20 protein-coding genes are annotated in these 25296 nt (G+C 62.7%); 11 read left to right on the plus strand and 9 right to left on the minus strand.

Annotated features, from left to right (window positions below):
* Positions 1 to 452: 452 nt before the first annotated feature.
* The 3 genes from SAZ10_RS32280 to SAZ10_RS32290 form a co-directional block, all read right to left on the minus strand.
* Positions 453 to 1619, minus strand: coding sequence for a DUF2865 domain-containing protein (locus SAZ10_RS32280; protein ID WP_318613636.1), 1167 nt, complete (start codon positions 1617 to 1619; stop codon positions 453 to 455).
* Between the two features lie 68 nt (positions 1620 to 1687).
* Positions 1688 to 4009: an NADP-dependent malic enzyme gene (locus SAZ10_RS32285; RefSeq protein ID WP_318613637.1), complete on the minus strand. Its 2322-nt coding sequence runs from the start codon at positions 4007 to 4009 to the stop codon at positions 1688 to 1690.
* An 84-nt stretch (positions 4010 to 4093) separates the two neighbouring features.
* Positions 4094 to 4858: an SDR family oxidoreductase gene (locus tag SAZ10_RS32290; RefSeq protein WP_318613638.1), complete on the minus strand. Its 765-nt coding sequence runs from the start codon at positions 4856 to 4858 to the stop codon at positions 4094 to 4096.
* A gap of 120 nt (positions 4859 to 4978) precedes the next feature.
* Here SAZ10_RS32290 and SAZ10_RS32295 point away from each other — a divergent pair, with 120 nt between their 5' ends.
* On the plus strand, positions 4979 to 5803 hold the full coding sequence (locus SAZ10_RS32295; protein WP_318613639.1) for a UDP-2,3-diacylglucosamine diphosphatase: 825 nt from the start codon (positions 4979 to 4981) through the stop codon (positions 5801 to 5803).
* A 180-nt stretch (positions 5804 to 5983) separates the two neighbouring features.
* Entirely contained in the window at positions 5984 to 7213 is a 1230-nt protein-coding gene (locus SAZ10_RS32300; protein ID WP_318613641.1) for an MFS transporter, read from the plus strand.
* Here SAZ10_RS32300 and dgcA read toward each other — a convergent pair.
* Positions 7161 to 8144 (minus strand): N-acetyl-D-Glu racemase DgcA, encoded by a 984-nt coding sequence (gene dgcA, locus SAZ10_RS32305; RefSeq protein ID WP_318613642.1) that lies wholly within the window; start codon positions 8142 to 8144, stop codon positions 7161 to 7163. The genes SAZ10_RS32300 and dgcA overlap by 53 nt on opposite strands.
* Before the next feature lie 79 nt (positions 8145 to 8223).
* Here dgcA and SAZ10_RS32310 point away from each other — a divergent pair, with 79 nt between their 5' ends.
* The 4 genes from SAZ10_RS32310 (at position 8224) to SAZ10_RS32325 (ending at position 12360) form a co-directional block, all read left to right on the plus strand.
* Positions 8224 to 9411 carry an ABC transporter permease gene (locus SAZ10_RS32310; RefSeq protein WP_318613643.1) on the plus strand — a complete coding sequence of 396 codons (1188 nt, stop codon included), beginning with the start codon at positions 8224 to 8226 and terminating at the stop codon, positions 9409 to 9411.
* Positions 9411 to 10229 (plus strand): ABC transporter ATP-binding protein, encoded by an 819-nt coding sequence (locus SAZ10_RS32315; RefSeq protein WP_318613644.1) that lies wholly within the window; start codon positions 9411 to 9413, stop codon positions 10227 to 10229. Before SAZ10_RS32310 ends, SAZ10_RS32315 begins: the two co-directional genes overlap by 1 nt.
* 18 nt (positions 10230 to 10247) lie before the next feature.
* Entirely contained in the window at positions 10248 to 11690 is a 1443-nt protein-coding gene (locus SAZ10_RS32320) for an MlaD family protein (protein ID WP_318613645.1), read from the plus strand.
* A gap of 79 nt (positions 11691 to 11769) precedes the next feature.
* Positions 11770 to 12360: an ABC-type transport auxiliary lipoprotein family protein gene (locus tag SAZ10_RS32325; protein WP_318613646.1), complete on the plus strand. Its 591-nt coding sequence runs from the start codon at positions 11770 to 11772 to the stop codon at positions 12358 to 12360.
* Positions 12361 to 12434: 74 nt separating this feature from the next.
* Here the strand turns inward: SAZ10_RS32325 and SAZ10_RS32330 are convergent, their stop codons facing one another.
* Positions 12435 to 18260, minus strand: a complete 5826-nt coding sequence (locus SAZ10_RS32330; protein ID WP_318613647.1) for a kinesin — start codon at positions 18258 to 18260, stop codon at positions 12435 to 12437.
* Positions 18261 to 18586: 326 nt separating this feature from the next.
* On the opposite strand from SAZ10_RS32330, the gene SAZ10_RS32335 reads away from it, so the two are divergent.
* On the plus strand, positions 18587 to 18961 hold the full coding sequence (locus tag SAZ10_RS32335) for an Hpt domain-containing protein (RefSeq protein WP_318613649.1): 375 nt from the start codon (positions 18587 to 18589) through the stop codon (positions 18959 to 18961).
* A gap of 63 nt (positions 18962 to 19024) precedes the next feature.
* On the opposite strand, the gene SAZ10_RS32340 is transcribed toward SAZ10_RS32335, so the two are convergent.
* The gene (locus SAZ10_RS32340) at positions 19025 to 19672 is read right to left on the minus strand and encodes a phosphotransferase-like protein (protein WP_318613650.1); all 648 of its coding nucleotides are present in this window, start codon (positions 19670 to 19672) and stop codon (positions 19025 to 19027) included.
* Positions 19673 to 19819: 147 nt separating this feature from the next.
* Between SAZ10_RS32340 and SAZ10_RS32345 the strand changes: the two genes are divergently transcribed.
* Both SAZ10_RS32345 and SAZ10_RS32350 read left to right on the plus strand, forming a co-directional pair.
* Positions 19820 to 20140, plus strand: a complete 321-nt coding sequence (locus tag SAZ10_RS32345) for a 2Fe-2S iron-sulfur cluster-binding protein (RefSeq protein WP_318613652.1) — start codon at positions 19820 to 19822, stop codon at positions 20138 to 20140.
* 118 nt (positions 20141 to 20258) lie between these two features.
* The gene (locus tag SAZ10_RS32350) at positions 20259 to 21284 is read left to right on the plus strand and encodes an NAD(P)/FAD-dependent oxidoreductase (protein ID WP_318613654.1); all 1026 of its coding nucleotides are present in this window, start codon (positions 20259 to 20261) and stop codon (positions 21282 to 21284) included.
* A 6-nt stretch (positions 21285 to 21290) separates the two neighbouring features.
* On the opposite strand, the gene SAZ10_RS32355 is transcribed toward SAZ10_RS32350, so the two are convergent.
* Positions 21291 to 21905, minus strand: a complete 615-nt coding sequence (locus SAZ10_RS32355) for a DUF922 domain-containing Zn-dependent protease (RefSeq protein ID WP_318613656.1) — start codon at positions 21903 to 21905, stop codon at positions 21291 to 21293.
* 241 nt (positions 21906 to 22146) lie between these two features.
* On the opposite strand from SAZ10_RS32355, the gene folK reads away from it, so the two are divergent.
* Both folK and SAZ10_RS32365 read left to right on the plus strand, forming a co-directional pair.
* A complete protein-coding gene (folK, locus tag SAZ10_RS32360; RefSeq protein WP_318613657.1) occupies positions 22147 to 22662 on the plus strand; it encodes a 2-amino-4-hydroxy-6-hydroxymethyldihydropteridine diphosphokinase in 516 nt (171 codons plus the stop codon).
* A gap of 164 nt (positions 22663 to 22826) precedes the next feature.
* Positions 22827 to 24011, plus strand: a complete 1185-nt coding sequence (locus tag SAZ10_RS32365; RefSeq protein ID WP_318613658.1) for a low temperature requirement protein A — start codon at positions 22827 to 22829, stop codon at positions 24009 to 24011.
* A 59-nt stretch (positions 24012 to 24070) separates the two neighbouring features.
* On the opposite strand, the gene SAZ10_RS32370 is transcribed toward SAZ10_RS32365, so the two are convergent.
* Positions 24071 to 24532 (minus strand): GNAT family N-acetyltransferase, encoded by a 462-nt coding sequence (locus SAZ10_RS32370; protein WP_318613659.1) that lies wholly within the window; start codon positions 24530 to 24532, stop codon positions 24071 to 24073.
* Between the two features lie 176 nt (positions 24533 to 24708).
* On the minus strand, positions 24709 to 25245 hold the full coding sequence (locus tag SAZ10_RS32375) for a hypothetical protein (RefSeq protein WP_318613677.1): 537 nt from the start codon (positions 25243 to 25245) through the stop codon (positions 24709 to 24711).
* Between the last annotated feature and the right edge of the window lie 51 nt (positions 25246 to 25296).

The raw sequence follows: 25296 nt of genomic DNA on the forward strand, positions 1-25296 counted from the left end.
CTGGATGGAGGCCAACCGCTACATCAACATGGACGACCTGCGCGAGCACAAGAAGCTCGCCCTACGCCAAGCCGCATGACCAGCTCCAACGGCCGCCCCAATTTGCTGAACTTGACGCACAGAACCAGCGCCTGTTGAGGCGCTGCCGGGTTCTGATGAGGAACAGATGACTTCGTGGGATCGCCGGGAATAATAGCGCCAGCGTGCCGACCGCTCTCTCATACCTCTTTCGAGGTAGGCAGCGCTTACCTAAAATGAAGTATTAGGCGGCTACACTTTTTTCTGAAACGATACTTCCTGCAGGGGATGCAGCAAGTGCTGCGGGCGGGCCTGTAAGGCGAGCGGAGGAAGCTTTTATTCCCTCTAGCTCGCCGATCCCGTGCTTTCGAGCACAGCCAAGCCAAGCTAAATGCGATGGTGCATATACAAACGATCGTCACGGCGCTCCAGCACTATTTCGGGTGTTTCAGATCGATATTTTCTCCTTGGTCGGGAAGGAATACCGGCCCGACGACCCTGACCTTGCGATCGCCGGGCGGCGGGATCGGCGCTGCTGAAGGCTTCGGCTCCAGGTCGGGCTCGCTGGCGTCCATGTCGGGCTTGCTCCTGGCGTTGGCGAGCGTCTCGGGATCGGGTTCAGGATCGGCCCGCGCAGCAGGCGCCGGGATGACCGGTTCGGCGGGAGCCTTGCTATTCGCCGAGCCGCCGCCGATGACGGAAAAATTCGGATTCGCCGCCACACTGTTGCAGCCGCAAGCCGCGACGCGCGGCTTCGAGATGTCGCGGTAGACATAGGCGGTCGGCAATGAGGAATAGGGCTCGCCGCTTGCCGCCGAAATCATCGTATCGGTCTCTTCGCTTTGCGTCGGGCGATAATAGAGCTGCACCTCCGCGCCCGGGCAGGTCGCGGCACAGTTCCTCTGATCGCGCTCGAAATCGGCCGCTGACGAGTTGGGCGACACCGGGAAATAATAGCCGTCGCAGGTGCGCACGCACATCGTGCTGAATTGACCTTCCGGCCCGCCCAGAACCGTGGTTTCCCCGTTCGGGTTGAGGATGCGTGTGACGTTCATCGGCGCGCCGAGATCTTTGGAAGAGACGCCTTCGTGGGCATTGCTCCCAAACAACCGGTTGAACAGGTCCGCATCGCTTTCGCGCAGGCGATCCGGCTCCTCACCTGCGGGGTTGCGACCAGCAACCGCCTCGTCACGGCAGCCATTGGCATCGAGCGCGGCGAGGATGCGCGCGCGGCTGCGCTGCGGAGCAGCATCCAATGCGAGCTGCTCGCGTTTGCGCTCCAGCGCGGCGAGATTGGCCTCCATCCGCGCGATCTGTTCGTTCAGCGGTCCGCAGATTTGCGGCGACAGAAGGCCGAAACCGCAGCCGGCGCGCTCTGCGCGGCTTTCCGCCGTCGCAAGCTGCTGGCGCTGTGCATTCACGGCGCGGTCGTATTTCCTAAACATGGTCCCGCTGTCGACCCTGCCGGCAGAGCTAAGCTCGGCTTCGAGCTGCCGGCAAATGCGGGGGACTGCGAAAGACGGGCCGGCAACCGCAAAAGACAGCAGCACCGCACCGATCGCTGCCGCGGATAGCGCCCCGCTTCCGACAAATCGCCTCAATCCATCCGCTCCCGCCGGAGGTTAGTCCACTATGCCAGATTCGCTGCGCCTTCGGAATGAGAGGGCGGTCACGAAGCCGGCACGACCGCCTGCGCCTTGTGGGCGGCCTCGACTACGGCAAGCGCGGTCATGTTGACGATGCCGCGCGAGGTGACCGACGGGGTCAGGATATGCGCCGGCATTTCGGTGCCGAGCAGGATCGGCCCGACGTGCAGCGCGTCCAGCATCTGCTTGGCGATCGTGAGGGCGATGTTCGCCGAATCGAGGTTCGGGAAGACCAGCAGATTCGCTTCCCCCTTGAGGTCGGAATGCGGGTAGACGCGGTTGCGCAGCAGCTCGGAAAGCGCGGAATCGCCGTGCATCTCGCCGTCGCAGATCAGCTCCGGCGCAACACGTTTCAGAGTGTCGGCCGCTGCGCGCATCTTCAGCGCGCTCGCCGAATCGCGCGAGCCGAAATTCGAATGCGAGAGAAGTGCTGCCTTGGGCTCGATGCCGAAGCGCCTGATCTCTTCCGCTGCAAGCATCGTCATCTCGACGATCTCCTCCGCCGAAGGGTCGACGCTGACATAGGTATCGGTGAAGAAGGTGATGCCGCGCTGCCAGATCAACATCGACAGCGCTGAAAGGTCTCGGTCCCTGACGCCCGCGCGCCGGCCGATGATGACATTGACATTGCGAAGGTGCCGCTCGAAGCGGCCCTCGAGGCCGCAGATCATGGCGTCGGCGTCGCCGCGCTTCACGGCGAGCGCGGCGATCACAGTGGTATCCGTGCGCACGACAGTGCGCGCGGACTCCTGGGTAAAACCGCGCCGGCCGCCCAGCTTGATCAGGAGGTCCACATAGTCGCGATAGCGCGGATCGTCCTCCGGGTTGATCAGGTCGAAGTCAGTGCCTGCCCTGATCTTCAGCCCGTAGCGCCGCAGCCTGACATCGATTACCTGCGGACGGCCGATCAGGATTGGCTTGGCGATCCCCTCCTCCAGCACGACCTGCGCGGCGCGCAGCACGCGCTCGTCCTCGCCGTCGGCATAGATCACGCGCTTCGGCATTGTCTTGGCGGCCGAGAAGATCGGCTTCATGACGAGGCCGGAGCGGAAAACGAACCGCGTCAGCCGGTCCATATAAGCTTGCCAATCTTCGATCGGCCGTGACGCCACGCCGCTCTCACAGGCAGCCTTCGCAACGGCCGGCGCGATCCTGAGGATCAGTCGCGGGTCGAAAGGCGAGGGGATCAGGAAGTCGGGCCCGAACATGGGCGTCTCGCCGGGATAGGCCCGCGCCGCTATGTCCGATGGCTCCTCGCGCGCCAGCGCTGCGATCGCCCGGACCGCCGCCATCTTCATCGTCTCGTTGATGGCTCGCGCGCCGCAGTCCAAGGCTCCCCGAAAGATGTAAGGAAAGCACAAGACGTTGTTGACTTGATTGGGAAAATCCGATCGACCCGTGCAGATCATGGCGTCCGGACGCGCCGCGCGGGCCACGTCCGGCATGATCTCCGGGACCGGATTTGCAAGCGCGAGGATCAGCGGCTTTTCCGCCATGTGGGCAAGCAGTTCCGGCTTCAGCACGCCGGCGGCCGAGAGCCCGAGGAAAATATCTGCGCCGCCGATCACGTCGGTCAGTGTGCGGGCATTCGTGTCCTTGAGGTAAGGCTCCTTCCAGCGATCCATCTCCTCGACGCGGCCTTTGTAGGCGACGCCGAAGCGGTCCGTGACCCAGATGTTTTCACGCTTGGCACCGAGCGAAACGAGCAGGTTGAGGCAGGCGAGTGCCGCCGCGCCCGCGCCAGAGGTCACGATCTTTACCTCCTCCAGCTTCTTGCTGGCGAGTTCCAGCCCGTTCAGAACTGCGGCGGCTACGATGATCGCCGTGCCGTGCTGGTCGTCGTGGAAGACCGGAATACGCATATGCGCTTTCAGCTTCTCTTCCACGTCGAAGCATTCAGGCGCCTTGATGTCTTCCAGATTGATGCCGCCGAAGGTCGGCTCCAGCGCCGAGATCGTCTGAACCATCTGGTCGATGTCCGGCGCCTCGATCTCGATGTCGAACACGTCTATGCCGGCAAATTTCTTGAAGAGGACGGCCTTGCCCTCCATCACCGGTTTTGCCGCAAGTGGCCCGATATTGCCGAGGCCGAGCACGGCCGAGCCGTTCGAGATTACGGCTACCAAGTTGGCGCGGCCGGTATAGTCCGCGGCCAGGTCGGGATTGTCCTTGATCTGAAGACAGGGTGCGGCGACACCCGGCGAATAGGCGAGTGCCAGGTCGCGCTGGTTGCCGAGCGGCTTGGTTGCCTGGATCTCAAGCTTTCCGGGAACTGGATATTTGTGGAAGAACAGTGCTTGCTCGTCGAGATCGGAAGGCCCCGGCTTCATGATCTCGGCGCTCATGTCTCTCTCCTTAAATCTGCTTTCGTTTCAAACAATTGAGGCGCGTCTCTCCAGTCGACTATGCAACTGGGTTCCGGTGTGCCCTCAGAACGCGCTGGTATAGAGCCCGCCGTCGACCGGGATGTTCTGGCCGGTGAGATAGCCGGCATGGATGGAACAAAGGAAGGCGCAGACCTGACCGAACTCCTCCGCCGTACCGAGCCTCTTGGCCGGGATTTCGGCGACCAGCCGCGCGCGATGCTCGTCTTTGTCCGCACCCTTGGGCACGCCGCCCCACAGCCGGTCGGTATCGAGTTTGCCAGGGAGCAGATTGTTGATCGTCACGTTACGGCTGGCGACGGTGCGGCCGACGCCGGCAAGAAACGAGGTGAGCCCGGCACGGGCGCCTGACGACACGTCGAGCCCGGGGATCGGCACATAAACCGACAGCGAGGTGATGTTCACGATTCGGCCGAACCCGCGCTCCGCCATGCCGCCTATCACCGCCTTGGTAAGCTCGATCGGCGTGATCATGTTCTGGATCACTCCGTCGAGTATGTTCTGGCGCGTCAATTCGCCGAACTCACGGCGCGGCGGGCCGCCATTGTTGTTGACGAGAATGTCGGGAGAGGGACATGCGGTAAGGAGTTCGGCCTGTATCTTCGGGTCTGAGACATCGCCCGCGACCTCCGTCACCTTCACGCCGAAGCGTTCACGGATTTCGGCCGCGGTGGCGGCAAGCGTCTTTGCGTCGCGGCCGTTGACGACCAGCTCGCAGCCTGCCTCGGCCAGTGCGAGGGCCGAGCCTCTGCCAAGTCCGCGACTCGAAGCGCAGATGATTGCCTTCCTGCCTCTGATGCCGAGATCCATGATGCAAGCCTCCTTGAATGCGAGTTTGGTCTAGCGCAGCGCGCCTGCAGCCTGCAACCGTCACATGCTTGTTGCATGAATCGGCGCATAGCCTGCGCAGCAAACGGGCTTGATTGGCGCATGGCGAAAAACACGACCCGCAGGTTCAGGTCGCTTTTCCTCTCCGACATCCATCTCGGGTCGAAGATAGCGAAGGCGGAATACCTGCTCGACTTTTTGAAGCATCATGACGCGGAGACGATCTACCTCGTCGGCGACATCGTCGACGGCTGGCGCCTGAGGCGCTCCTGGCACTGGCCGCAGAGCCACAACGATGTCATCCAGAAGCTCCTGCGCAAGGGCCGCAAGGGCGCCAGCATCATCTACATCGCCGGCAATCACGACGAGTTCCTGCGGCCATTCCAAGGCGTCCATTTCGGCGGCATCGTTGTCGCCGATCGTGTTCTCCATAAGGCTGCCGACGGCCGCAATTTCCTCGTCATCCACGGCGACCAGTTCGATGCCATCGTGCACAATGTGCGCTGGCTGGCCTATCTCGGCGACAAGGCCTACGACCTTTCCATCATCATCAACCGCACGGTGAGCAGCGTGCGCCGGCTGCTTGGCCTTCCATATTGGTCGTTTTCGTCCTGGGCCAAGGTCAAGGTCAAGAAGGCGGTCAAGTTCATCAGCCATTTCCAGATGATCGTGGTGGACGATGCGCGCCGTCACGACGTCGATGGCGTGATCTGCGGCCACATCCATCATGCCGCGATGGAAATGATGGACGGCATTCAGTACATCAACACCGGCGACTGGGTCGAAAGCTGCACGGCAGTTGTCGAGCATTTCGACGGCAGGATGGAGATCATTCACTGGATGGACCAGGAAGCTCGGCATCTCGCGCCTGCCGAACGTTTCCTGCCCGTCATTGTGGAAGGCATCGACAGCAAGGCAGCCGCCTGACTGCAGCCTTCGAGCCCTGCTTGCAGTTCTCTTCACTCTGCCTTTCCGCTTGTGACGAATTGTGGCTGCCAGATCATGAATCGATTCAATAAGCCGTTTCGACAACGACAGCAGCGTGCTATGCCGGAGACGCACCGGTGAATTCCCTGCGCCGGGTCGCTTTCCAGAACCCGTCGCCAAATGCAGCGCCCCCCGCTCCGCCCGGAACAGCTTATCAAGCCGCGCCATTTCGAGGCGCGGATCGCGTTGATCTTCGCCTCCCTCTTCGTTTCGACCGGCATCAACCTGCCCTACTTTCCGCTTTGGCTGGAGGCGAATGGCTTCGGCGCCGAGCAGATCGCCGTCATTCTCGCGGCGCCGATGTTCCTTCGGGTCGTTACCACGCCCTTCCTCACGGCTTACGCCGACAGGGCAAAGGACCGCGTCGACGTGCTGCTGACGCTGGTCGGCGGCTCCGTGGTGCTGTCCTGCGGTTTCTTCCTGCCGCCGGTCTACGGAATCGTGCTCGCAGTCTCATTGGCGCTCTCGGTCGTCTGGACCCCGCACGGGCCACTCGCCGATTCCCTCGCCCTTTCAGGGGTCAGGCGCTTCGGCTCGAACTACACGAGGATGCGTATCTGGGGCTCGATCTCTTTCCTGGCCGCCAATCTCGGTGGTGGCATCATCCTGTCCCGGACGAGCCCGAATGCCGTTCCGGCGATCATCACGGCAAGCCTGGCGGTTGCATTTGTCGTGGTGCTGATGGCGCCACGGCTCGGCAGGCCGCGGCTCGCCTCGCCGCTCTCGGTAGAGGAGCTGCAGGAAGCTCCCAAGCTGCTCAATCGACAATTCCTGCTGTTCATTGCCGGCGCGGGCCTGATTTCCGGCAGCCACGGCTTCATGTACGGCTTCGCTTCAATCTACTGGAAATCGATCGGCCTGGGCGACACGCTGATAGGCTTCCAATGGGCGTTCGCCGTTGTTGCAGAAGTCTGCGTGTTCATGATCTTCACGCGCGTCTTTGGACGTTTTCGCGCCACGACCCTTGTTCTGATAGGCGGCGCGGCCGCTATCGTGCGCTGGATCGCCTATCCGCTTGTCTGGCCGGCAGGTCTCGGCGTTGCCGGCTTCTTCTTCGTGCAGGGCCTGCACTGCCTTTCGACGGCTATCGTCATCATCGCCGTGCAGAAGTTCATCGCCGAGGCGGTGGACGAAGAGCGTACGGGCGCGGCACAGGGAGCAGCCTTCTTCGCCAACGGGATATGCATGGCAGTGGTCACGCTGCTTTCGGGCCCGCTCTACGGCCGCTTTGGCGCCGACGGCTTCTTCGCCATGATCGGCGTCGCCGTGCTCGGCATAGGCCTGATCCTCGTGGCTCTCAGCCCCAGAGTGCCGGTTCCGGCGGCGATACGAGCGAGCCGCGATAGGTAAGCGCAGGCGAACGATCCCGCGCGAGCAGAAGCGGCCCGTCGAGGTCGACGAAATCGGCATTCTGCGCAAGAAGCACGGCCGGAGCCATGGCGAGCGAGGTGCCGACCATGCAGCCGACCATGATAGTGAATCCGGCCGCCCTCGCACTGTCCCGCAACTCGATGGCGGCCGTTAGCCCGCCCGCCTTGTCGAGCTTGATGTTGATGGCGTCGTACCGGCCTGCGAGTTTCGGCAGATCAGCGGCTGTGTGCACGCTTTCGTCGGCGCAGATCGGAACCGGATGCGGTATTTTCGCCAGGATCGCATCACGGCCCGCAGGCAATGGCTGCTCGATCAGCGCCACTCCGAGCTCGGCCGCGGCGGCCAGGTTCGCGGCGATATTCTGCTCGCTCCAGCCTTCGTTGGCGTCGAGAATGATCCGGCTTTGCGGCGCGGCCCCGACCACGGCGCGGATGCGCTCGATGTCGCCTTCGTCGCCGATCTTGACCTTGAGCAGCGGGCGGTCGGCATTGGCCCGTGCCTGCGTGGCCATCGCCTCGGGTGTCCCGAGCGACAGCGTATATGCCGTAACGATTGCCGCCGGCTCGGCCCTGCAGATGCGTGACGCTACGCTGCGCCCCGAGGATTTGGCCTCGAGGTCCCACAGCGCGCAATCGAGCGCGTTGCGGGCGGCGCCCGGGGGCAGCAGCTTTCCGAGCTCGTCGCGGCCCACCCCGCCCACTATCTCATTACGAACGTTCTCGATCGCGGCGGTGACGCCCTCCATGGTTTCCCCATAGTGCCTGTACGGCACGCATTCGCCATGGCCGGTAAAGCCGTTTTCCGAGATCGTGCAGCGTATGACCTCCGCCTCGGTCTTGGAGCCGCGGGAGATGGTGAAGGTTCCGGCGATCGGGAAGCGTTCTGCCGCGACTGAAAGGACACGCTGCATGAAATTCTGGTCTCCAGGGCTTCCGGCAGGCGGTGTGCCAAAGTGACAGGTCCACCGCGTCCGGCTAAGAGTCTGCGCCATGTTGTTCAAACGTCGCAGCGATGCAAGCCAGGCCGATGCCGCCGATGCGGATATCGAGCCTCGCATCGCGCTTGCCGAAAACGAAGGCATCCATGAGGCAATTCTGAAGGGGAACTGGACGACCCGCCGTGTTGCAGTCGTCGACGCGACTCTTCGCAAAATTGAAAAAAATAACAACATCAAGAATTTGCGGGTCGATCTTTCGGGAGTAGGCAGGATCGATACCGCCGGAGCCTGGCTGATCGAACGACTGCTTACCGCCATGCGCGCCCGGGGACTGCAGCCTGAGGTGACGGGCGCCAGCAACGCCGCCAATATTCTCCTCACGGCTGTCCATGACGCGACCACACGCGAGGGCGAATCGGCCCCCGAACGCCGTGACAACATCCTGATCAGGGCGCTTGGGGCGATCGGAGAGGCTGTTTACGGGATTTTGGAAGACCTGATCGCTGCCCTTTACATCCTCGGCGCCACGATCCGTGGAGCGCAGATGAAGATCGGCCGCGGCCACAGCGTCAACGTCGCCGCGATCGTCACTCAGATCGATCGCATGGGCGTTGGCGCGGTACCGGTAATCGTTCTGATGTCCACCATTGTCGGGGCCATCGTAGCGCAGCAGGGCGCTTTCCAGCTGCGGTTTTTCGGCGCTGAGATATTCGTCGTCGATCTGGTCGGAATCCTCGTGCTGCGCGAAATGGGGGTGCTGCTCACCGCGATCATGATTGCCGGCCGCTCAGGAAGCGCCATTACCGCCGAGATCGGCTCCATGAAGATGCGCGAAGAAGTGGATGCGCTGACGGTGATCGGGCTGAACCCTGTCGGCGTGCTGGTTTTCCCCCGCCTTGTCGCGCTGGTCATCGTGTTGCCGTGCCTGACGATCATCGCCAATTTTGCCGCGCTCGCAGGAGCGATCGCGATCGCCTACTATTATTCGAACATTGCGCCGGCGGCCTTCATCGACCGGCTCCGCGCCGCCATCGATCTCAGCACCTTTCTTGCCGGGCTGATCAAGGCGCCCTTCATGGCGCTGGTTATCGGCATCATCGGCTCTGTGGAGGGCCTGAAGGTCGGGGGCAGCGCTGAATCGCTTGGCTTGCACGTCACGGCGTCTGTGGTGAAGTCGATCTTCATCGTCATCCTGCTCGATGGCTTCTTCGCGATCTTTTACGCACAGATCGGTTTCTGATGCCGCAACAGGATGGAACCATAGAGCATCTGAATGGCGGCCCGCCGGGGGACGACGTCGTGCTTTCGGTACGCGACGTGACGGTCGCTTTCGGTAACAAGAAAATTCTCAAGAAGTTGTCGCTCGACGTCCGCCGCGGTGAGATACTTGGGTTCGTCGGCGCCTCGGGGGCGGGCAAGTCGGTGCTATTGCGCACGGTACTCGGGCTCAATCGCAAGCAGTCCGGCACAATCAAGCTCTTCGGCGTCGATCTGGACAAGGCGAGCGAGCGCGAACGGCTGCGCCTGGATACGCGATACGGTGTGCTCTTTCAGCAAGGTGCACTGTTTTCGGCGCTCACCGTTCAGGAGAACGTGCAGGTGCCGATGCGCGAATATCTGGATCTGCCGAAGAAGCTGATGGACGAACTGGCGCAGATCAAGATCGAGCTCGTCGGCCTGCCACGCGATGCTGGCGCGAAATTCCCGTCGGAGCTCTCTGGCGGCATGATCAAGCGTGCCGCCCTTGCCCGTGCGCTGGCGCTCGATCCGGACCTGATCTTCCTCGATGAGCCCACGTCCGGGCTCGACCCCATCGGCGCGGCCGAATTCGACGAATTGATCTCCAAGCTGCGAGATACGCTCGGCTTGACTGTTTACATGGTGACCCACGATCTGGACAGCCTATTCTCGGTATGCGACCGCATCGCTGTGTTGGGAGACAAGCGTGTTCTGGTCGAAGGCACGGTCAAGGACATGCTGGCAAGCGAGGAGCCCTGGGTGAAATCCTATTTCCGCGGTAAGCGCGCGCGCCAGCTCGATCTTGCTGCGCGGCATTGACGGAAGCCTGAGAAGCATATGGAAACCAAGGCAAACTACGTCATCGTCGGCATCTTCACGCTGCTCGCGATCCTGGCCGCCTTCGCCTTCGTTTACTGGTCGGCGGCAATCGGCGAGCGCGGCGAGACCGCGCTGCTGCGCGTGCGCATCCCCGGTTCGGCTGCCGGGCTCAGCCGCGGCAGCGGCGTGCTCTTCAATGGCGTCAGGGTAGGCGACGTCCAGCGCGTCTACATCGACGTCAATGACCCGACGCTCGCGATCGCCGACACGCAGGTCGACCGGCTGACCCCCATCACCAAATCGACGCGCGCCGACATCGGTATCGCCGGCCTCACAGGACAGGCCAATATCGAGCTCAGGGGCGCAAACCTCACCGAGCCGAAGCTGCTCGATCAGGCCGAGGAAGAAGGCAAGATCGCCGAGATCACGGCAAGCCCCTCCGCGGTTACCAACCTGCTCGAGCGGGCGCAGGACATCTTCAATCGCGCCGACAAGGTGCTCACAGGCCTCGACGGATTCGTCACGGACGTACGCACGCCCCTGACCAACACGATCACGAATGCCGAAAAGTTCTCCCAGGCGCTCGGCAACAATGCGCAAGGTGTCGACGAATTCCTGGCGAGCGTCACCAAACTATCCGGCCAGCTTGCGCGCGCCTCCGACAAGCTTGATGCGACCCTGGATGCCGCCGAAGGACTGATCAGATCTGTCGACAAGGAACAGGTGAAGGAGATCGTCAGTAATGTCGAGACGCTGACCAAGAGCCTCAGCCAGTCCGTCGACAAGGAACAGGTGAAAGACATCGTCGGCAACATCGCGACGCTGACCAAGAACCTCAGCGAGAGCAGCAAGCAGGTCGAGGGTGTTGTTGCCCGCGTTGACGGCGCAGTGAAGTCGATCACTGAATTTTCGGACGGGGCGCGTGAGACGTTGGCCAGGGTCGACAAGGTCATCGAGAGCGTCGATCCGAATTCGGTGCGCGAAACCATCGGCAATATCCAGACCGCCTCGAAGAACGCCAACAAGGTTGTCGAGGATGTCTCCAAGGTGACCACGAGATTCCGCGACCGTGCCGATGACGTCGACAAGTTTATCGCGGATGCTCGCCAGCTTGCCGACAGGCTGAACAGGGCTTCCGTGCGGGTCGACGGCATACTCGCGAAGGTCGATTCGCTGCTTGGGTCGGGTGAGACGCGAGGCCTTGTCACCCAAGCGAGCGAGACCTTGAAATCGTTCAAGCAGGCGGCCGACACCCTGAACTCGCGGCTTGGCACGATCATGGATGGCCTTTCCCGCTTCTCTAACCAGGGGCTGCAGGATGCAACCGGCCTGATCCGCGACGCCCGACGCTCCATCAACCGTATCGAGGAAGCCGTCACCGACTTCCAGCGCAATCCGCAACGCCTGATTTCTGGGGGAGAGGGCACCGTGCGCGAGTTCGACGGGCGGGCGCGGCGTTGACATTACGCAGGCTGCACAGCAAGAGAAATGCCAGGGGGTTTTCCGCTCATGGTTGCGGAGTTGCGGGGAGCAAGCGCTTTTGAATCCACGCATTTTGTCGAGCGTCGCGCTGCTGGCTTTGCTGCTACCGGGCTGTGCGCTGCTCCGGGGGGCACCTGCACTCGACACTTATGAGCTTTCTGCGCCGACCCCGGAGGGCGGTCCGCGCCACTCGCACCTGCAGGTGCTGATCGCTGAACCGTCGGCGCTGAAGGCGCTCGATGGTCAGAACATCGTCATCAGGCCCGCCCCTGGCGAAATCCAGTATCTGAGTGGTGCGCAGTGGGCCGATCGCCTGCCGAGAGTCGTGCAGGCGCGGCTCGCGGACGCCTTCCAGAAGTCCGGACGTTTTGGCGGCGTCGGCAAGCCGGGTGAGGGGCTCGCCATCGATTATCAGGTAATCGTCGACATCCGCGCCTTCGATGTGATGGTGGATCGGAACGATTATGCCCACGTCGTGCTGTTCGTGCGCGTGCTCAACGACCGCAATGGTCAAGTCAAGGCTTCGCGCAACTTCGAGGCGAGTGCCCCTGTTTCCGGCAGCGGCAATAGTGCCTTTGTCGCGGCCTTGAACGCTGCCTTCGGCGAGGCTGCGAGCGAGATCGTCCGATGGTCGGCATCGGTCATGTAGGCTTCGCTGCCACCTGCAAGCAATGAAAAAGGCGGGCCAAGCCCGCCTTTGTTCATTCCGCTCATCACCGAGCGCTATTTCAGTCGCCCTGAAGCATGCGCGAGCATGGTGTAGACCTTGCCTGTGTCCGAGGTCAGGTAGGTTTGCGCCATGATGTTGTCGCGGTCGTTGCGGGCTATGTCCTTGAGCAGCTTCTCGAAATCGTCGCAGTAGCGGTCCACGGCCGAGCGGAATTCGGCATCGCTTTGATACTTGCGGCGGATGTCGTCGAAGGTTTGCTGGCCTTTCAGCGTGTAGAGGCGCCGCGTGAACACATCGCGCTCGCCCCGCCGATAGCGGTCCCAGAGCTCGATCGAGGCTTCATGGTCGATCGCCCGGGCAATGTCGACCGAAAGCGAATTGAGCGATTCGACGACATGGATGGGCGAACGCTGCGGCGTGGCAGGGCGCGGCGCCGGCTCGGCTGCGACGGCGACCTCGTCTTCCTCACGGGATGCCCCACGCAACAGGTCACGGACCCAACCGCTTTGCGGCTGGCTGTTGCCGTTGCGCGTCGGAGCCGTCTCGGCCGGGCGCTCGAGTTCGAGCGTGCCGCGGAGCGGTTGCTCGGTCGGTGCACGCCGTTCTGCAGCAGGCGAGTTCTGGCGGCGAGGCTGTTCGGGATTACGCAAGGTCGGCTGCGCGGGCGCGGCACGAGGTTGGGAGTTGCGATCGGAAACGTCATACACGCGGCCTGATTTGGCAACGATGTCGGACAATTCCTTCAGCGCGTTGATCTGCTCGGTCACTGCGCGGCGGATCGCAGTGGTCGATTCTTTCGCCTCGACCGGCATGTCGATCACACCCTTCTTCAGCTCGGCGCGCGTCTCCTCAAGCTCGGTGCGGATGGCGGCCGCGGTGCGCCGCATGTCCTCCGTGGCGTCAGAAAAGCGCTTTGTCGCTGCCTCGACGACCTGATTAATGGAATCGCGCATCTTCTCAGTTGATTCCAGCGTCCGGCCCTCGGCCTTCTCCAGCGCCGACCCGACCAGGTTCTCGAACGACTTCATGACCCGTTCCAGGTCCTCTGACTTCTGGACGAGGCCGACCGCAAGATCCTCCAGCGAGGACTGCCGCTCGAGCGTGTGCTCGAGATTGGACTGCGCCGCCGAAATCAGGTTCGAGGCATTGGAGAGCAGCCTGCCGTGCTCGTCGAAGCGGCTGGCGATGGCCGCCACTTCGCGCAGCGCAGACTGTGAAAGCTCCGTAAGCCGCGTGGTGTTGGTATCCATAAGGCGGGCAGAGCTCGCAAAAGTCTGTGCCGCTTTGTCGGTGGTCGTCGAGAACTTGTCGGTCGTCACGGACAGCTTCTCGTCGACGCCGAGCAGATTCTCCTTGGCGGCCTCGACGAGGACGCTCAGCTGAGAGCTCGAAGCGGCGAGGCGGCCGATGAGGTCGGTGATGTTCTCCGAAAGCGTGTGCCTGGCGCTGTCGACCGCAGCGAGCGTCTCGGCAGTGCGATTCGCCATCGCGTTGACGAGCGCTGCGTTCTCGGTGCGAAGCCGCTCGGTCGCCTGCTGCGTCGCAGCCTCCAGGCTCTTCTGCAGCTCGCCGCCGCTGTCGGTGAAACGCTCGACCAGCGGCCGTGCCGTCTCGTCGAGGATTTTGTTGAGCTCGGCGGAGCGGGCGGCAAGCATTGCATTGAGCTCGCGTGTGTTGACGCCGATCGTCTTGGCAGCCTCGTTGGTGCTCTTGCCGATATGATCACCGACCGCAGCGAAGGTCTGGGCGATGACATTGGCGCGCGAGACCAGCTGAGTTTCGGCCTGGGAGACCTGCTCGCCGATCTGCTGCGCCATGGCGTCGGCACTGTAGGATAGCCGGCGCTGGGCCTCGTCGACCTGGCCGGCCACTCTCGCGGCAGCCTGCGCAGCGCTTTCGGCAATGCGCTGGTCCGCTGTCGTCAGCGCCTCCTCGATCGCCCGGGCGCGATTTGTCAACTCCGCCGAGGTGATGTGGGTGCGCGCCGCGATCTTTTGCTCGGCGTGCTCGAATACACCGACAACGTCATTGGCGCGTGCACCCAGCGTCTCGGCACTTTCGTTCACCCGCGCCGCAATCTGGCGATCGACTTCCTCGAAGATGCGGCCGAGCTCGCCAGCACGACCGACGATGGCGCCGGCGGTCTCGTCAACGCGCGCCGCAAGCCGCTGGTCGGCAGCCTCGAAGATATTTCCGAGTTCAGCGGCACGGCCGGCAATGGCGCCGGCTGTCTTGTCGACGCGCGCGGCAAGCCGCTGATCGGCCGCCTCGAAGATGCTTCCGAGTTCCGCAGCACGGCCGGCAATGGCGCCGGCGGTCTCTTCGACCCGTGCGGCGAGTCGCTGATCGGCGGTCTCGAAAATGCTTCCGAGTTCAGCGGCACGGCCGGCAATGGCGCCGGCTGTCTCGTCGACGCGCGCGGCAAGCCGCTGATCGGCGGCCTCGAAGATGTTTCCGAGTTCCGCGGCACGGCCGGCAATGGCGCCAGCGGTTTCGTCGACGCGTGCGGCAAGCCGCTGGTCCGCGGCCTCGAAAATGGTTCCGAGTTCTGCAGCGCGCCCGGCAATTGCGGTGGCCGTCCGGTCGACGCGGGCAGCAAGGCGCTCGTCCGCAGTCTCGAAGAGCCGGCCGAGCTCGCTTGCGCGGCCGGCAATTGCTTCCGCACTCTCCTTGACACGTGCTGCGAGACGATCGTCCGCGGCCTCGAAGATGTTTCCGAGTTCCGCCGCACGGCCAGCGATTGCGTCGGCGGTCGAGCTTACGCGCTCGGCAAGGCGGCCGTCAGCCTCCTCGAAGCTGCGTACGATTGCATCGGCACGCGAGCTGAGCGTCGCATCGCTCGCCGAAATGCGATCCGCCAGGCGCTGATCCACCGCATCGAAGATGCCTGACAGCTCGGCCGCGCGGGTGGCAAGCGCCTCGGCTGATTCGCTGATACGGGCACCGAGGCGCTGGTCGGCATCATCGAAGCCGCGCACGATATCGCCGGCTCGAGCCGCAAGCATCGTCGCCGTCTCTGCCGCTTGTGCTGCGAGCGAACGGGCGTTCTCTTGCGCGCGGCCCGCCAACTGACGATCGGCCTCGTCAAAGGCGCGGGCAATATCCGCTGCCCGCACGATCAGCGCATTTGCGGTCTGCTCGGCGCGTTCCGCAATCCTGCGGTCGGCATCGTTGAAGGCGTTGCCCGCTTCCTGGGTGAGCGCCGTGGTGACCTCGAGCACCTTCTCGCGCAGTGCGCCTGCGACTACCACCGCGCTCCGCTCCAGCGCGTTGCGCACATTGTCGACACCCGCCGCGAGCGCCCGCTCCATGGTGCCTGTGCGCTCCTCGATCACTCCCGTCTGCCGGCGGAAGGCATCTTCGATCCTGGTCACGTCTGCCGCGAGCACTTCGGAAATCTCGGTGCGGCGATCGGCAAGCGCCTTGATGTGCCCTTGCACGACCTCATCGAGTTCGCCGCGCGCTTCCAGGATCTTGCGCATGTCGTCCTCGAGTGCGCGAGCCAGCATGTTGCGGCCATCGGCCAGCTTGCCGACGTGACCGGTGACTGCCTCGTCGATCGCCGTACGGCTTTGATTGACCGATTCAAGATCGGCCTCGAGGGCGCGGGTAAGGATGTCCCGACCCTGAGCAAGCTTCTCGACCTGTCCGGCGACGAGGCCGTCGATGCTGGCGCGGCTCTCGGCAAGCTTCTTCAGGTCGGCCTCGAGGGCGCGAGTGAGGATGTCGCGGCCCTGGGCAAGCTTCTCGACCTGTCCCGCGACAAGGCCGTCGATGCTCGCACGGCTCTCGGCGAGTTTGGCAAGGTCGGCCTCAAGCGCTCGAGTGAGGATCGAGCGGCCCTCGGAAAGCTTGCCGACATGCCCCGCGATCATGTCATCGATGTTCGACTTTGTCTGGTCGAACGTCTGCAGATCATCAGCGAGCGCACGCGTAAGGTTCTCGCGGCCGGCATTGAGGCGGGCAAGCTGGTTCTCCAGCGCCTGGTCGATGCTGGAGCGCGTCTCCGCAACTTTGCGCAGATCCTCTTCGACCGCGCGTGACAGCATTGCACGGCCCTCGGCGAGCTTCTGCACGTGCTCCCCGACAATACCTTCGATGGAAACCCGATCGTCGGCAAATTTCTGCAGGTCCTCGTTGAGCGCAAGCGACATGCGCTCGCGGCTCTCGGCCAGCTTCCGGGAATGCTCCTCGATCGCCTCGTCGATGCCGGCCCGCGCCTCCGAGAGGCGCTGGATATCGGCATCGAAAGCGCGGGAAACGACGTCCCGGGCCGCATTGAGGCGGCCGGCGAAATCGCTCACGCGGCCTTCGAGCATGGCTGCCGTCGAATCGACGATGCCGGCCATTTCGGAACCGATGCGGGTCTTGCCTTCCTCGATCATGTCGGCAAGCGTCTGCCGGCTGTCTGTAAAGGTCGCCGAGATCTCGCGGGCGCGCTCGACCAGCGTCTCATTGATTTGGCGTGCGCGCGCCTCGAGCGCTGCGTTGAGCTTCTGCGTGCCTGTGTCGAGCGCCTCGGCGCGCGTCTGGAACTCGCTGATCAGTGCCTGACCGCGTTCAGCCAAAGTGTTTTCTATGTCGCGCAGCCGGCTCTCGAACTCGGTGTTGAGCTCGCGCGTCGCGCCGCCGAGCAGCGAGACCATGCCCGTCGTGCGCTCGTTGAGCATATCGGAGAGCGAGCGGGTCGCGTCGTCCGTGCTCTGAGTCAGTTTGGCGATGCGCGTGTCCAGCAGGCTCGCGAACGCCTCGCCCGAAGTCGAGATTCGGTCGGAAATCGTATCCATTCGCTGGTCGATGGATTCGTAGATCGAATTGCCGCTCTCGTTGATTCGGTCGATCAGCGTGTCGCCGGAATTGGTGATCGTCATCGACAATTTGGTCGAGGCCGAAAGGATCGAATCACGGATGATGTCGCTCACCGAACTGATCTCTTCGCGCAGCGTCTCATGCGCACCGGTGATGGAGGCACGCACGCGCTCCGAGTGGCTCACAACGGCATCGCGTTCCTGCCCGAGACCGTCGACGAGCGTACGGATACGCGCTTCATTTTGGGCATAGGCGCGCTCCAGCTCGTTGACCTCGGTATGGACCAGAGTTTCGAGTTCCACTGCGCGCGCCAGCGTGCGCTCGATCCCTTCGCCCATCGCGGCAACTTCGCGGCGGACAGCCTGCCCGACCATCATGACGCGGTCCTGGGCAAGTGATTCGGGTTCGGCGAGCCGGAAGGCGACTTCCGTCATCGATTGTGCCGCAATACGCATGTCCTGCGCGCGGCGCACCATCACGGCGAAGCCCCAGAACAGGATGATCGGAATGATGATGCCGAGCGCGAGCCCGATAAGGGCGGGCTGGGCGAGTAGCGCCTCGACGGAGCGGACCTTCAAGACGTCCGGGCCGAGCAGGAGACGGGCAAGCACCACGCCGCCGCTGACCCAGACGACGGAGAGCAGCGCCACCATCCAATAGACGCTGTTCGAGCCGCGGCGGCTGATTGCGCGCTTGAAAGCCCGGAAATCCCTCTGGCGGTCGTCATTGGCGGGCGACAGCCCGGCCGGCTGCAGCGGCTGCTGCTCGGGCGTCGAGGGCTGCCAATCATTGGCCGGCTTGCTTTGAGATGCGCCGCCGTTCAGCGCCCTTGCGCCGTTCTGCTGTTTGGCAGCAGGAGCAGGCGGAGGATTAGGCGCTGCGGCCTGATTCTTGCCGCTTTCCCTCGCGAGCTCGTCTGCCGCTTGCGAGATCTGGGCTTCGAGGTCCTCCATCGAAGCAGCGATGTCCAGATCTTCACCGCTACCGATCAAGTCGAGATCGAGGGCCTCTTCGAGTTCTTTCGCGACGTCATTATCCAGATTCTTCGTGGTCGTCGGTTTTTGCGCCATGCCGCCGTTACCCTGTACAAACGATGCGGACAGCCATCCGACTGCCCGCAAAGTGGCCCATTATGCACCGCCTTGCGTATCGTACTGACACAGCCGGGTAAAGGAAACCTTCATTCCGCCACATGTGTAAAACTTTAAAGATACGGTTAACACCGCATCGATTTGCCGGCCTTTTGATGCCCGTTTGCCGCACCAGAAAAATTAACCTGATTTGCACCTGCTCGACCTAAGCAGGCTCAGCAGAATTTTCCCATGATTGCACTGTAAGACCCCCCGCGACAGGCAAAGCGTGCCGGGTTCTTGGGGTGAGTGCGAGGAGTTGATTGATGTTTCCGCGTAGTTCCGCCGCTGCGGCGTTTGCGATGCCGGGCGGCGAGGGGTCCGCTGCTCCCCGTGCCCGGCCAGTCGATCTTTCCCATCTCGCGAAGCAGACGCTGGGAGATCGCGCTCTCGAGCAGGAGGTACTTCGGCTTTTCGTGCATCAGGCGCTTGCCGTGCGCGACCAGATCGCCGAGGTGACGATGCCGGAGCGTCTGCGGCTTTGCCACTCGCTGAAAGGCTCGGCGCGCGGCATCGGCGCGTTTGGTGTCGCCAATTGCCTCGCCGAGATCGAGGCGAAGCCCGATGACAAGCAGCTGTTGAAGCGGCTTTCCTCTCTGATTGACGAGGTTCGCGACTTCATCGCTGCGATCAGCCGCTGATTTTCCCCTTGTCCGAAGTGCCTGCAATTTTTTGCGACGCTGACCCCCCGTGGGGATCATGCTCTACCCCGAGGCGCTGGCGATTCGCTGAATGGCGGTGGCGTTCTCGAGCCCTTCGGCAAGCCGCCTGCGGATGGTCTCCGCGCACTCCTGCGGGCTCATGACGGCGGTATCGACCTCGAGATCGTAGATGCCGGGAATGTGGACTTCCCGCTGCCAGGCGGACACCGGCTCCGGGATGGGCTCGTCCCTGGAACCTGTCACGTAATGCCCTTCGCGCCCGGCCTGCACGACCCTTCGCCGCTCCATGATCACCTCGATCGGGCAGCGGACGCCGACGATCAGGACAGGCAGGCCGATCAGCCTTCGGGTGCAGTCGATCAGAATGCTGCGGCGCCTTGCATAGGCCTCGTGGTGCCCGACGTCGACGACCACATTGAGGCCGAGCCGGCTGTGCGCGGCGACCGATTCATAAAGTGCGGCATAGAACGCTGCTACGAATGGTTCGAGGTCGGGCCTTTCGCCGCCTGGCCTGAGGCCAATGCCCGGGCGGTAGCGCTGCGGCGTCATGTGCCGTGCGTGGACATCGACGCCGAGGTTCATCCATGGCCCGTCGAACGTTTCCTGGATGACCTCGACGATGCTCGACTTTCCTGAGCGCGGTGCTCCGTTCAGGATGACGATCTGCCCGGTCGCGCTTGTCTTTGCCATTTCGCTCATCGTCGCTCACAGTCGATCTTGTCGCCCGTCGGGAACTTCGGTTCGCATCTGACCGGGTTGGCCGGTTGATTTGGCCGGTTGACTTGGACAGTGGAGTCATTATGTCCGCGAGGGGCTTTCTCGGGGACCCGGGCTTCTATGACCAAGATTTCCTATATAGCGTTTGATGGGACGCGCTTCGACGTCGAGGCAGAAAACGGCTCGACCGTCATGGAGAATGCGATCCGTAACGCCGTGCCGGGTATTGAGGCGGAATGCGGCGGCGCTTGTGCGTGCGCGACCTGCCATGTCTATGTCGACGAGGCGTGGACCGACGTGGTCGGCAGCCCCGAGGCGATGGAAGAGGACATGCTCGATTTTGCCTACGACGTCAGGCCGAACTCACGGCTCTCGTGCCAGATCAAGGTGCGCGACGAGCTCGACGGCCTTGTCGTAAGCATTCCCGAACGGCAGGGCTGAGCCGGCGCGCCGAATTGCGGCGGTTTGCGGGTTTTCACCGACCCACCTGATGCTTTTTCCGGCATTCCGTGCCGGTTCTGAAACAGCGTCCGCGTACAAGGTTTTCGAGGATCACCTGATGAGCGACATAAAGAAGACAGACGTGCTGATCGTGGGGGCAGGGCCGGTCGGTCTGTTCGCCGTGTTCGAGCTCGGGCTCCTCGACATGAAGTGCCATCTCATCGACATCCTCGACCGGCCAGGCGGGCAATGCACGGAGCTCTATCCCGAGAAGCCGATCTACGACATCCCGGCCTGGCCTACCATCTCGGCTCAGGGGCTGGTCGAGAAGCTTATGGAGCAGATCGCACCCTTCAAGCCGGAATTCACCTTCAACCGCATCGTGGCCGGCCTGGAGAAACTCGAGGACGGCACCTTCCGCGTCACCACGGACGAGGGGGAGGTGTTCGACGCGAAGGTGGTCGTCATCGCTGCCGGCGGCGGCTCCTTCCAGCCGAAGCGCCCGCCCATCCCAGGTATCGAGGCTTTCGAGGGCAAGAGCGTCTTCTATTCCGTGCGCCGCATGGAGGATTTCCGCGGCCATGACATCATGATCGTCGGCGGCGGCGATTCAGCACTCGACTGGACGCTCAATCTGCAGCCGATCGCCCGCAGTGTGACGCTGGTCCATCGTCGCCCGGAATTCCGCGCCGCCCCGGACAGCGTCAACAAGATGTATGCGCTGCAGGAAACCAAGGAGCTCGAATTCCAGATCGGCCAGGTAACGGCGCTGACCGGCAGCAATGGCGAGCTGCGCTCAGCCACCGTGAAGGCGCCGGAAGGCGATATTGAAATACCGGTTACCCGGATGCTGCCCTTTTTCGGGCTCACCATGAAGCTCGGGCCGATCGCCGAATGGGGGCTCAACCTTCACGAGAACCTGATCAAGGTCGATACCGAGAAGTTTGAGACGTCGGTGCCCGGCATCTTCGCGGTCGGCGACATCAACTGGTATCCGGGCAAGTTGAAGCTGATCCTCTCCGGGTTCCACGAGGTTGCTTTGATGGCGCAGGCGGCCAAGCGCATCGTCAGCCCCGGCGAGCGCGTCGTCTTCCAGTATACGACCTCTTCGACCAACCTGCAGAAGAAGCTCGGAGTGGCTTGAGGCTACTCACCCGGGCCGCTGGCCGTTGGCGATGCGTTCCATGCGGTAACGCAGAAGCCTGATGATGCGCCGCTCGAAATTGATGCCTTCGACGCGGTCGAACTCGACCTGCGCGCGGTCGTGCTTGGCGAGGATCTTCTGGGTGACCTGCTTCGCTTCGGCCTGGGCGGTCTCGCAATCGGGCTGGCGTGGGATCTTGAGGAGCGCCTGCTCGAGCTCGCGCGCATGGTTCTTGGCGATGATCACGTGACTTTCCTCATGCCGCTTGATGTCGGCTGAGAGCGTGTCCCAGATCAGTCGGACGTCGTTTTCGGCCCCACGAGGCCGCGTCCATTGCGGCAGGATGATCTTGGCCTTCACGGTCACGGACGCTTTGGCGATCGTGCAGCCTTTCGTGCCCTTGGCGTAACCGACGCGGCTGGTGAACTCCATCTGCGTCGCGCCGGGATGGCGGCGCCCGGTGGTCTTGACTTTCGGGCCGCGCACGTCGAGCTGGTTCTGAATCTCCTCCAGCGTCGACCCGCCGATCGAGAAATAGCTGTAGCTCTTCGCGACGCTGGCGGCGTCGGCGGGGGAAACAAGCCCTGCGATCAGCAAGGCGAAAATCAGCTTCGACTTCATCTCTTGGCTCGATGGGCAATCTGCGCGGGACTGCGCGGGTGCGCAACGGCAAAGGAGATGCGACATCCGATAGCGCAACCGGCGTTGCATTTTTGCGACGCACAAAGCTAGAGCACGATGCAAGAGCGCAGTTATCCACGCTGCACTAGCTTTTTGTTTTTGCAGCATTATCTCACCCGAAAATCTGCAACTTTTCGGGACCATGCTCTAGAAGCAGGATCGTGACCACAGAGGTGACTATTTGTCTGGCCCGAGCAACGAACGCGTCTTTCTGGGGCTGGGAGGCAATCTCGGCGACCCGGCTTCCGCGATGGCCGCGGCGTTGCGCATTCTCCAGGACGATGAGAGCACGCAGGTTATAGCCGTCTCCTCGCTCTATCGCACGCCGCCATGGGGCAAGACCGATCAGCCTGATTTCATCAATGCCGCTGCAGAATTGTGCACCAGCCATTCGCCGCAGGATTTGCTCGAACTTTGCCTCGATGCCGAGCAGGCGCTGAAGCGTGTGCGCCGCGAGCGCTGGGGGCCCCGGGTGATCGACATCGACATTCTTCTCTTCGGTGAGCGAACCGTCCACGAGGCAAATCTCGACATCCCGCATTCGCGCATGCTGGAGCGCGCCTTCGTGATGGTGCCGCTGGCCGAGATCGCGCCCGGCCTGAGCATCGGCGACAGGCCGTTGTCGGAACATATTGCTTCGATCGACAGCTCCGGGATCGTAAAGCTGCCCGGCGGCAAGGATTGGTGGAAAGCGTAGCCGCTGTTGCCAAGCTACTGCGTCCGCGTGCTATTTGCGGTCGGGAAACTATTGCAGCAGACCGAAAACTACGTAGCGGTTTCCGGACAAATGCGGTGCGTAAGAAAAGAGATAAAGCGGCGTAGCGATTCATCTCGATCGTACGGCGCTCTATGCGAGGCGCAATGGACGGTTTCGGATCGAGGCATGATCTGGCGCGCAGCCTGGCTGAGGGCGAGGAAGCGAAGGTCGAGTATGTCGAGCTCTTCTTCGACCTGGTCTTCGTCTTTGCGGTAACCCAGATATCGCATTTCCTGCTCGGCCATCTCTCCGTCCTCGGCGCGTTCCAATCTGCCTTCCTGCTGCTCGCAGTCTGGTGGGTCTGGGTCTTTACCGCCTGGGTCACCAACTGGATGGACCCGCAGCGCACCGCCGTAAAGTTTCTCCTTTTCGTCTTGATGCTCGCCGGGCTGGTCCTGTCCAGCTCGCTCCCGGAGGCGTTCGAGGATCACGGGCTCGCCTTTGCCGCAGCCTATGTTTTCATGCAGGTCGGCCGTTCGTTCTTCATGATCTGGGCACTCAGGAATCACGACCCCGACAATTTCCGTAACTTCCTGCGCATCACCCAATGGCTCGTTCTCTCCGGCATTTTCTGGCTGGCTGGGGCCTTCGCTGAGGGCGAGAAGCGCTTCGCGATCTGGATCGCCGCTCTCGCCATCGAATATGCGTCGCCCGCGCTGCGTTTCTGGACGCCATGGAACGGCGCATCCTCGACTGCCGATTGGGATATAGAGGGCGGTCACATGGCCGAGCGCAGCGCGCTCTTCGTCATCATTGCGCTTGGCGAATCTGTGCTGGTTACTGGCGCCACCGTCGCCGAGATGGAATGGAACGGCTCGGTCGTTGCCGCCTTCCTGGTCTCTTTCCTCGGCACGGTCGCGATGTGGTGGCTCTATTTCAACATCGGCGCCGGGAAAGCCCGGCACAACATAGAGCACGCTGACGATCCAGGCCGCATCGCACGTGTGGCCTATACCTACCTTCCGGTCATGCTCATTGCGGGCATCGTCGTTGGCGCAGTTGCCGACGAAGTGGTGCTCGCCCATCCTGTCGGCCGCCACGCAGACCTATCTGCCATCTTGGTTATCCTGGGCGGTCCGGCGCTCTACGTGACCGGCAACATGCTGTTCAAGCGCATCTCCTTCGGCCGGTTGCCGCTTTCGCATATCGCGGGGCTTGGCCTATTCGTCGTGCTGGCCACGGCCTCGCCGGCCTTGGGCCCGTTGCCGCTCAGCGCGTTTGCAACGACGATCCTGATCTTGGTGGCGGTCTGGGAGAACGTGTCGCTGAGGTCGGGCCGGGACCGGTAGCGGCTCGGAAGACCGAAGTCTCCGCTTGAAGCATGGTGATCCTTCCTCCTGCTCCGGCTTTATGCAGGAAGACGTTCCAGGATGATGAGTGGTCGCGTCGGCTGGCGCATGCGGAAGACGCGCGCAAGGCTGCTCATCCGCTGGTTGCGCCGTACCTCAACCGGTGCCGACGGCGCCTCGATCGGGCGGAAGCCCCACCGTTTGCAAACGGCTGTGAAAACATGTGCCGTGACCATCCATACCGGCCCGGGTTCCGCAGCGACGAGCGCATCCATGAGCCGCTTGGCAACGCCTTGCCCGCGCATTTCCTTGCGTACGACGAGAGGGCCGAGCTCGTGTGAGCCGTCGGAATGCCTGCGCATCTGGACGATGCCGACAATCTGCTGCCCAGCTGCCGTGGCCACCCAGCAGCTTGACCATTTCACGTCGGTCCGGTTCAGTTGCCCAGTGCGCGCCAAGGCGCGAATTGCCGGCTGATCCAGCTCCGTCGCCCGGCGAATGCTGATATCAGCTTCGCTCATGAAAGCCTCCTGCGGTGCCGTGGGCATTGCTGCCATTACAACATGCTGCAGGGCGTCTGTTTCGGACGAATGCCGCCGCGCTCGGATCCGTATCTCAGATGTTTCGGATAGATCTCGGCTTTGTAACGGTCGGCCTGTGCAGCGCCTGCACGTCGACAGAGCGAGGTGCGTTCGGACTACTGCTGCGCGACCGAGCCGACCGGAGTGGCGTCGACACGCTTGAGGTTCATGCCGATCACCGGCACCATCTCCTTCTCGACGCGCACGGAGACTGTAACGACCATCGAATTGTCGTCGGGAAGCCGCGCCAGCATGGCACCCTTCAGCGCTTTGCGGTTGAGGCCGAAGACAACCTTGCGGCTGTTTACGACATTGCCGGAGACGACGTCGAGGCCTTTGCCTGCAGAACCGTCATTGAAGACGCCGGTATAGCCGCTCTCGGTCTTCTTGATGGAAGCGCTCATCTTCTGAGTGAATACGCCGACCCGACAGCCGCCGTCGAGGGTCATGCCGGTCTCGCCCGAAGCCGGCATGCCAGTGAAATTACAGACGAATTTGGTGCCCTTGTACTTGCCCGCGACCACTTCGCCTGGTCCCGTCCAATGTCCCGCGACAGATTGGAAGAAGAGTTCGTCGCGTTCCCCCGCCGAAACAGTGCCGGGCACGCATGCCGCGGCCGCGAGCGTCAGGATTGCGGACAGCACTGTGCGCATCATCAGGAAGACCCGAAACACCAATGGGACAAGAGACGAAACCCCTGAAAC

The organism is Mesorhizobium sp. BAC0120, assembly GCF_033542235.1.
Lineage (GTDB): Bacteria > Pseudomonadota > Alphaproteobacteria > Rhizobiales > Rhizobiaceae > JAWRCU01.

Excerpts from the sequence above, each read along its gene's own strand:
- SAZ10_RS32285 (WP_318613637.1), bottom strand. The coding sequence starts at position 4,009 with ATGAGCGCCGAGATCATGAAGCCGGGGCCTTCCGATCTCGACGAGCAA.
- SAZ10_RS32290 (WP_318613638.1), bottom strand. The coding sequence starts at position 4,858 with ATGGATCTCGGCATCAGAGGCAGGAAGGCAATCATCTGCGCTTCGAGT.
- SAZ10_RS32295 (WP_318613639.1), top strand. The coding sequence starts at position 4,979 with ATGGCGAAAAACACGACCCGCAGGTTCAGGTCGCTTTTCCTCTCCGAC.
- SAZ10_RS32300 (WP_318613641.1), top strand. The coding sequence starts at position 5,984 with ATGCAGCGCCCCCCGCTCCGCCCGGAACAGCTTATCAAGCCGCGCCAT.
- dgcA (WP_318613642.1), bottom strand. The coding sequence starts at position 8,144 with ATGCAGCGTGTCCTTTCAGTCGCGGCAGAACGCTTCCCGATCGCCGGA.
- SAZ10_RS32310 (WP_318613643.1), top strand. The coding sequence starts at position 8,224 with ATGTTGTTCAAACGTCGCAGCGATGCAAGCCAGGCCGATGCCGCCGAT.
- SAZ10_RS32315 (WP_318613644.1), top strand. The coding sequence starts at position 9,411 with ATGCCGCAACAGGATGGAACCATAGAGCATCTGAATGGCGGCCCGCCG.
- SAZ10_RS32320 (WP_318613645.1), top strand. The coding sequence starts at position 10,248 with ATGGAAACCAAGGCAAACTACGTCATCGTCGGCATCTTCACGCTGCTC.
- SAZ10_RS32330 (WP_318613647.1), bottom strand. The coding sequence starts at position 18,260 with ATGGCGCAAAAACCGACGACCACGAAGAATCTGGATAATGACGTCGCG.
- SAZ10_RS32335 (WP_318613649.1), top strand. The coding sequence starts at position 18,587 with ATGTTTCCGCGTAGTTCCGCCGCTGCGGCGTTTGCGATGCCGGGCGGC.
- SAZ10_RS32340 (WP_318613650.1), bottom strand. The coding sequence starts at position 19,672 with ATGGCAAAGACAAGCGCGACCGGGCAGATCGTCATCCTGAACGGAGCA.
- SAZ10_RS32345 (WP_318613652.1), top strand. The coding sequence starts at position 19,820 with ATGACCAAGATTTCCTATATAGCGTTTGATGGGACGCGCTTCGACGTC.
- SAZ10_RS32350 (WP_318613654.1), top strand. The coding sequence starts at position 20,259 with ATGAGCGACATAAAGAAGACAGACGTGCTGATCGTGGGGGCAGGGCCG.
- SAZ10_RS32355 (WP_318613656.1), bottom strand. The coding sequence starts at position 21,905 with ATGAAGTCGAAGCTGATTTTCGCCTTGCTGATCGCAGGGCTTGTTTCC.
- SAZ10_RS32365 (WP_318613658.1), top strand. The coding sequence starts at position 22,827 with ATGGACGGTTTCGGATCGAGGCATGATCTGGCGCGCAGCCTGGCTGAG.
- SAZ10_RS32370 (WP_318613659.1), bottom strand. The coding sequence starts at position 24,532 with ATGAGCGAAGCTGATATCAGCATTCGCCGGGCGACGGAGCTGGATCAG.
- SAZ10_RS32375 (WP_318613677.1), bottom strand. The coding sequence starts at position 25,245 with ATGCGCACAGTGCTGTCCGCAATCCTGACGCTCGCGGCCGCGGCATGC.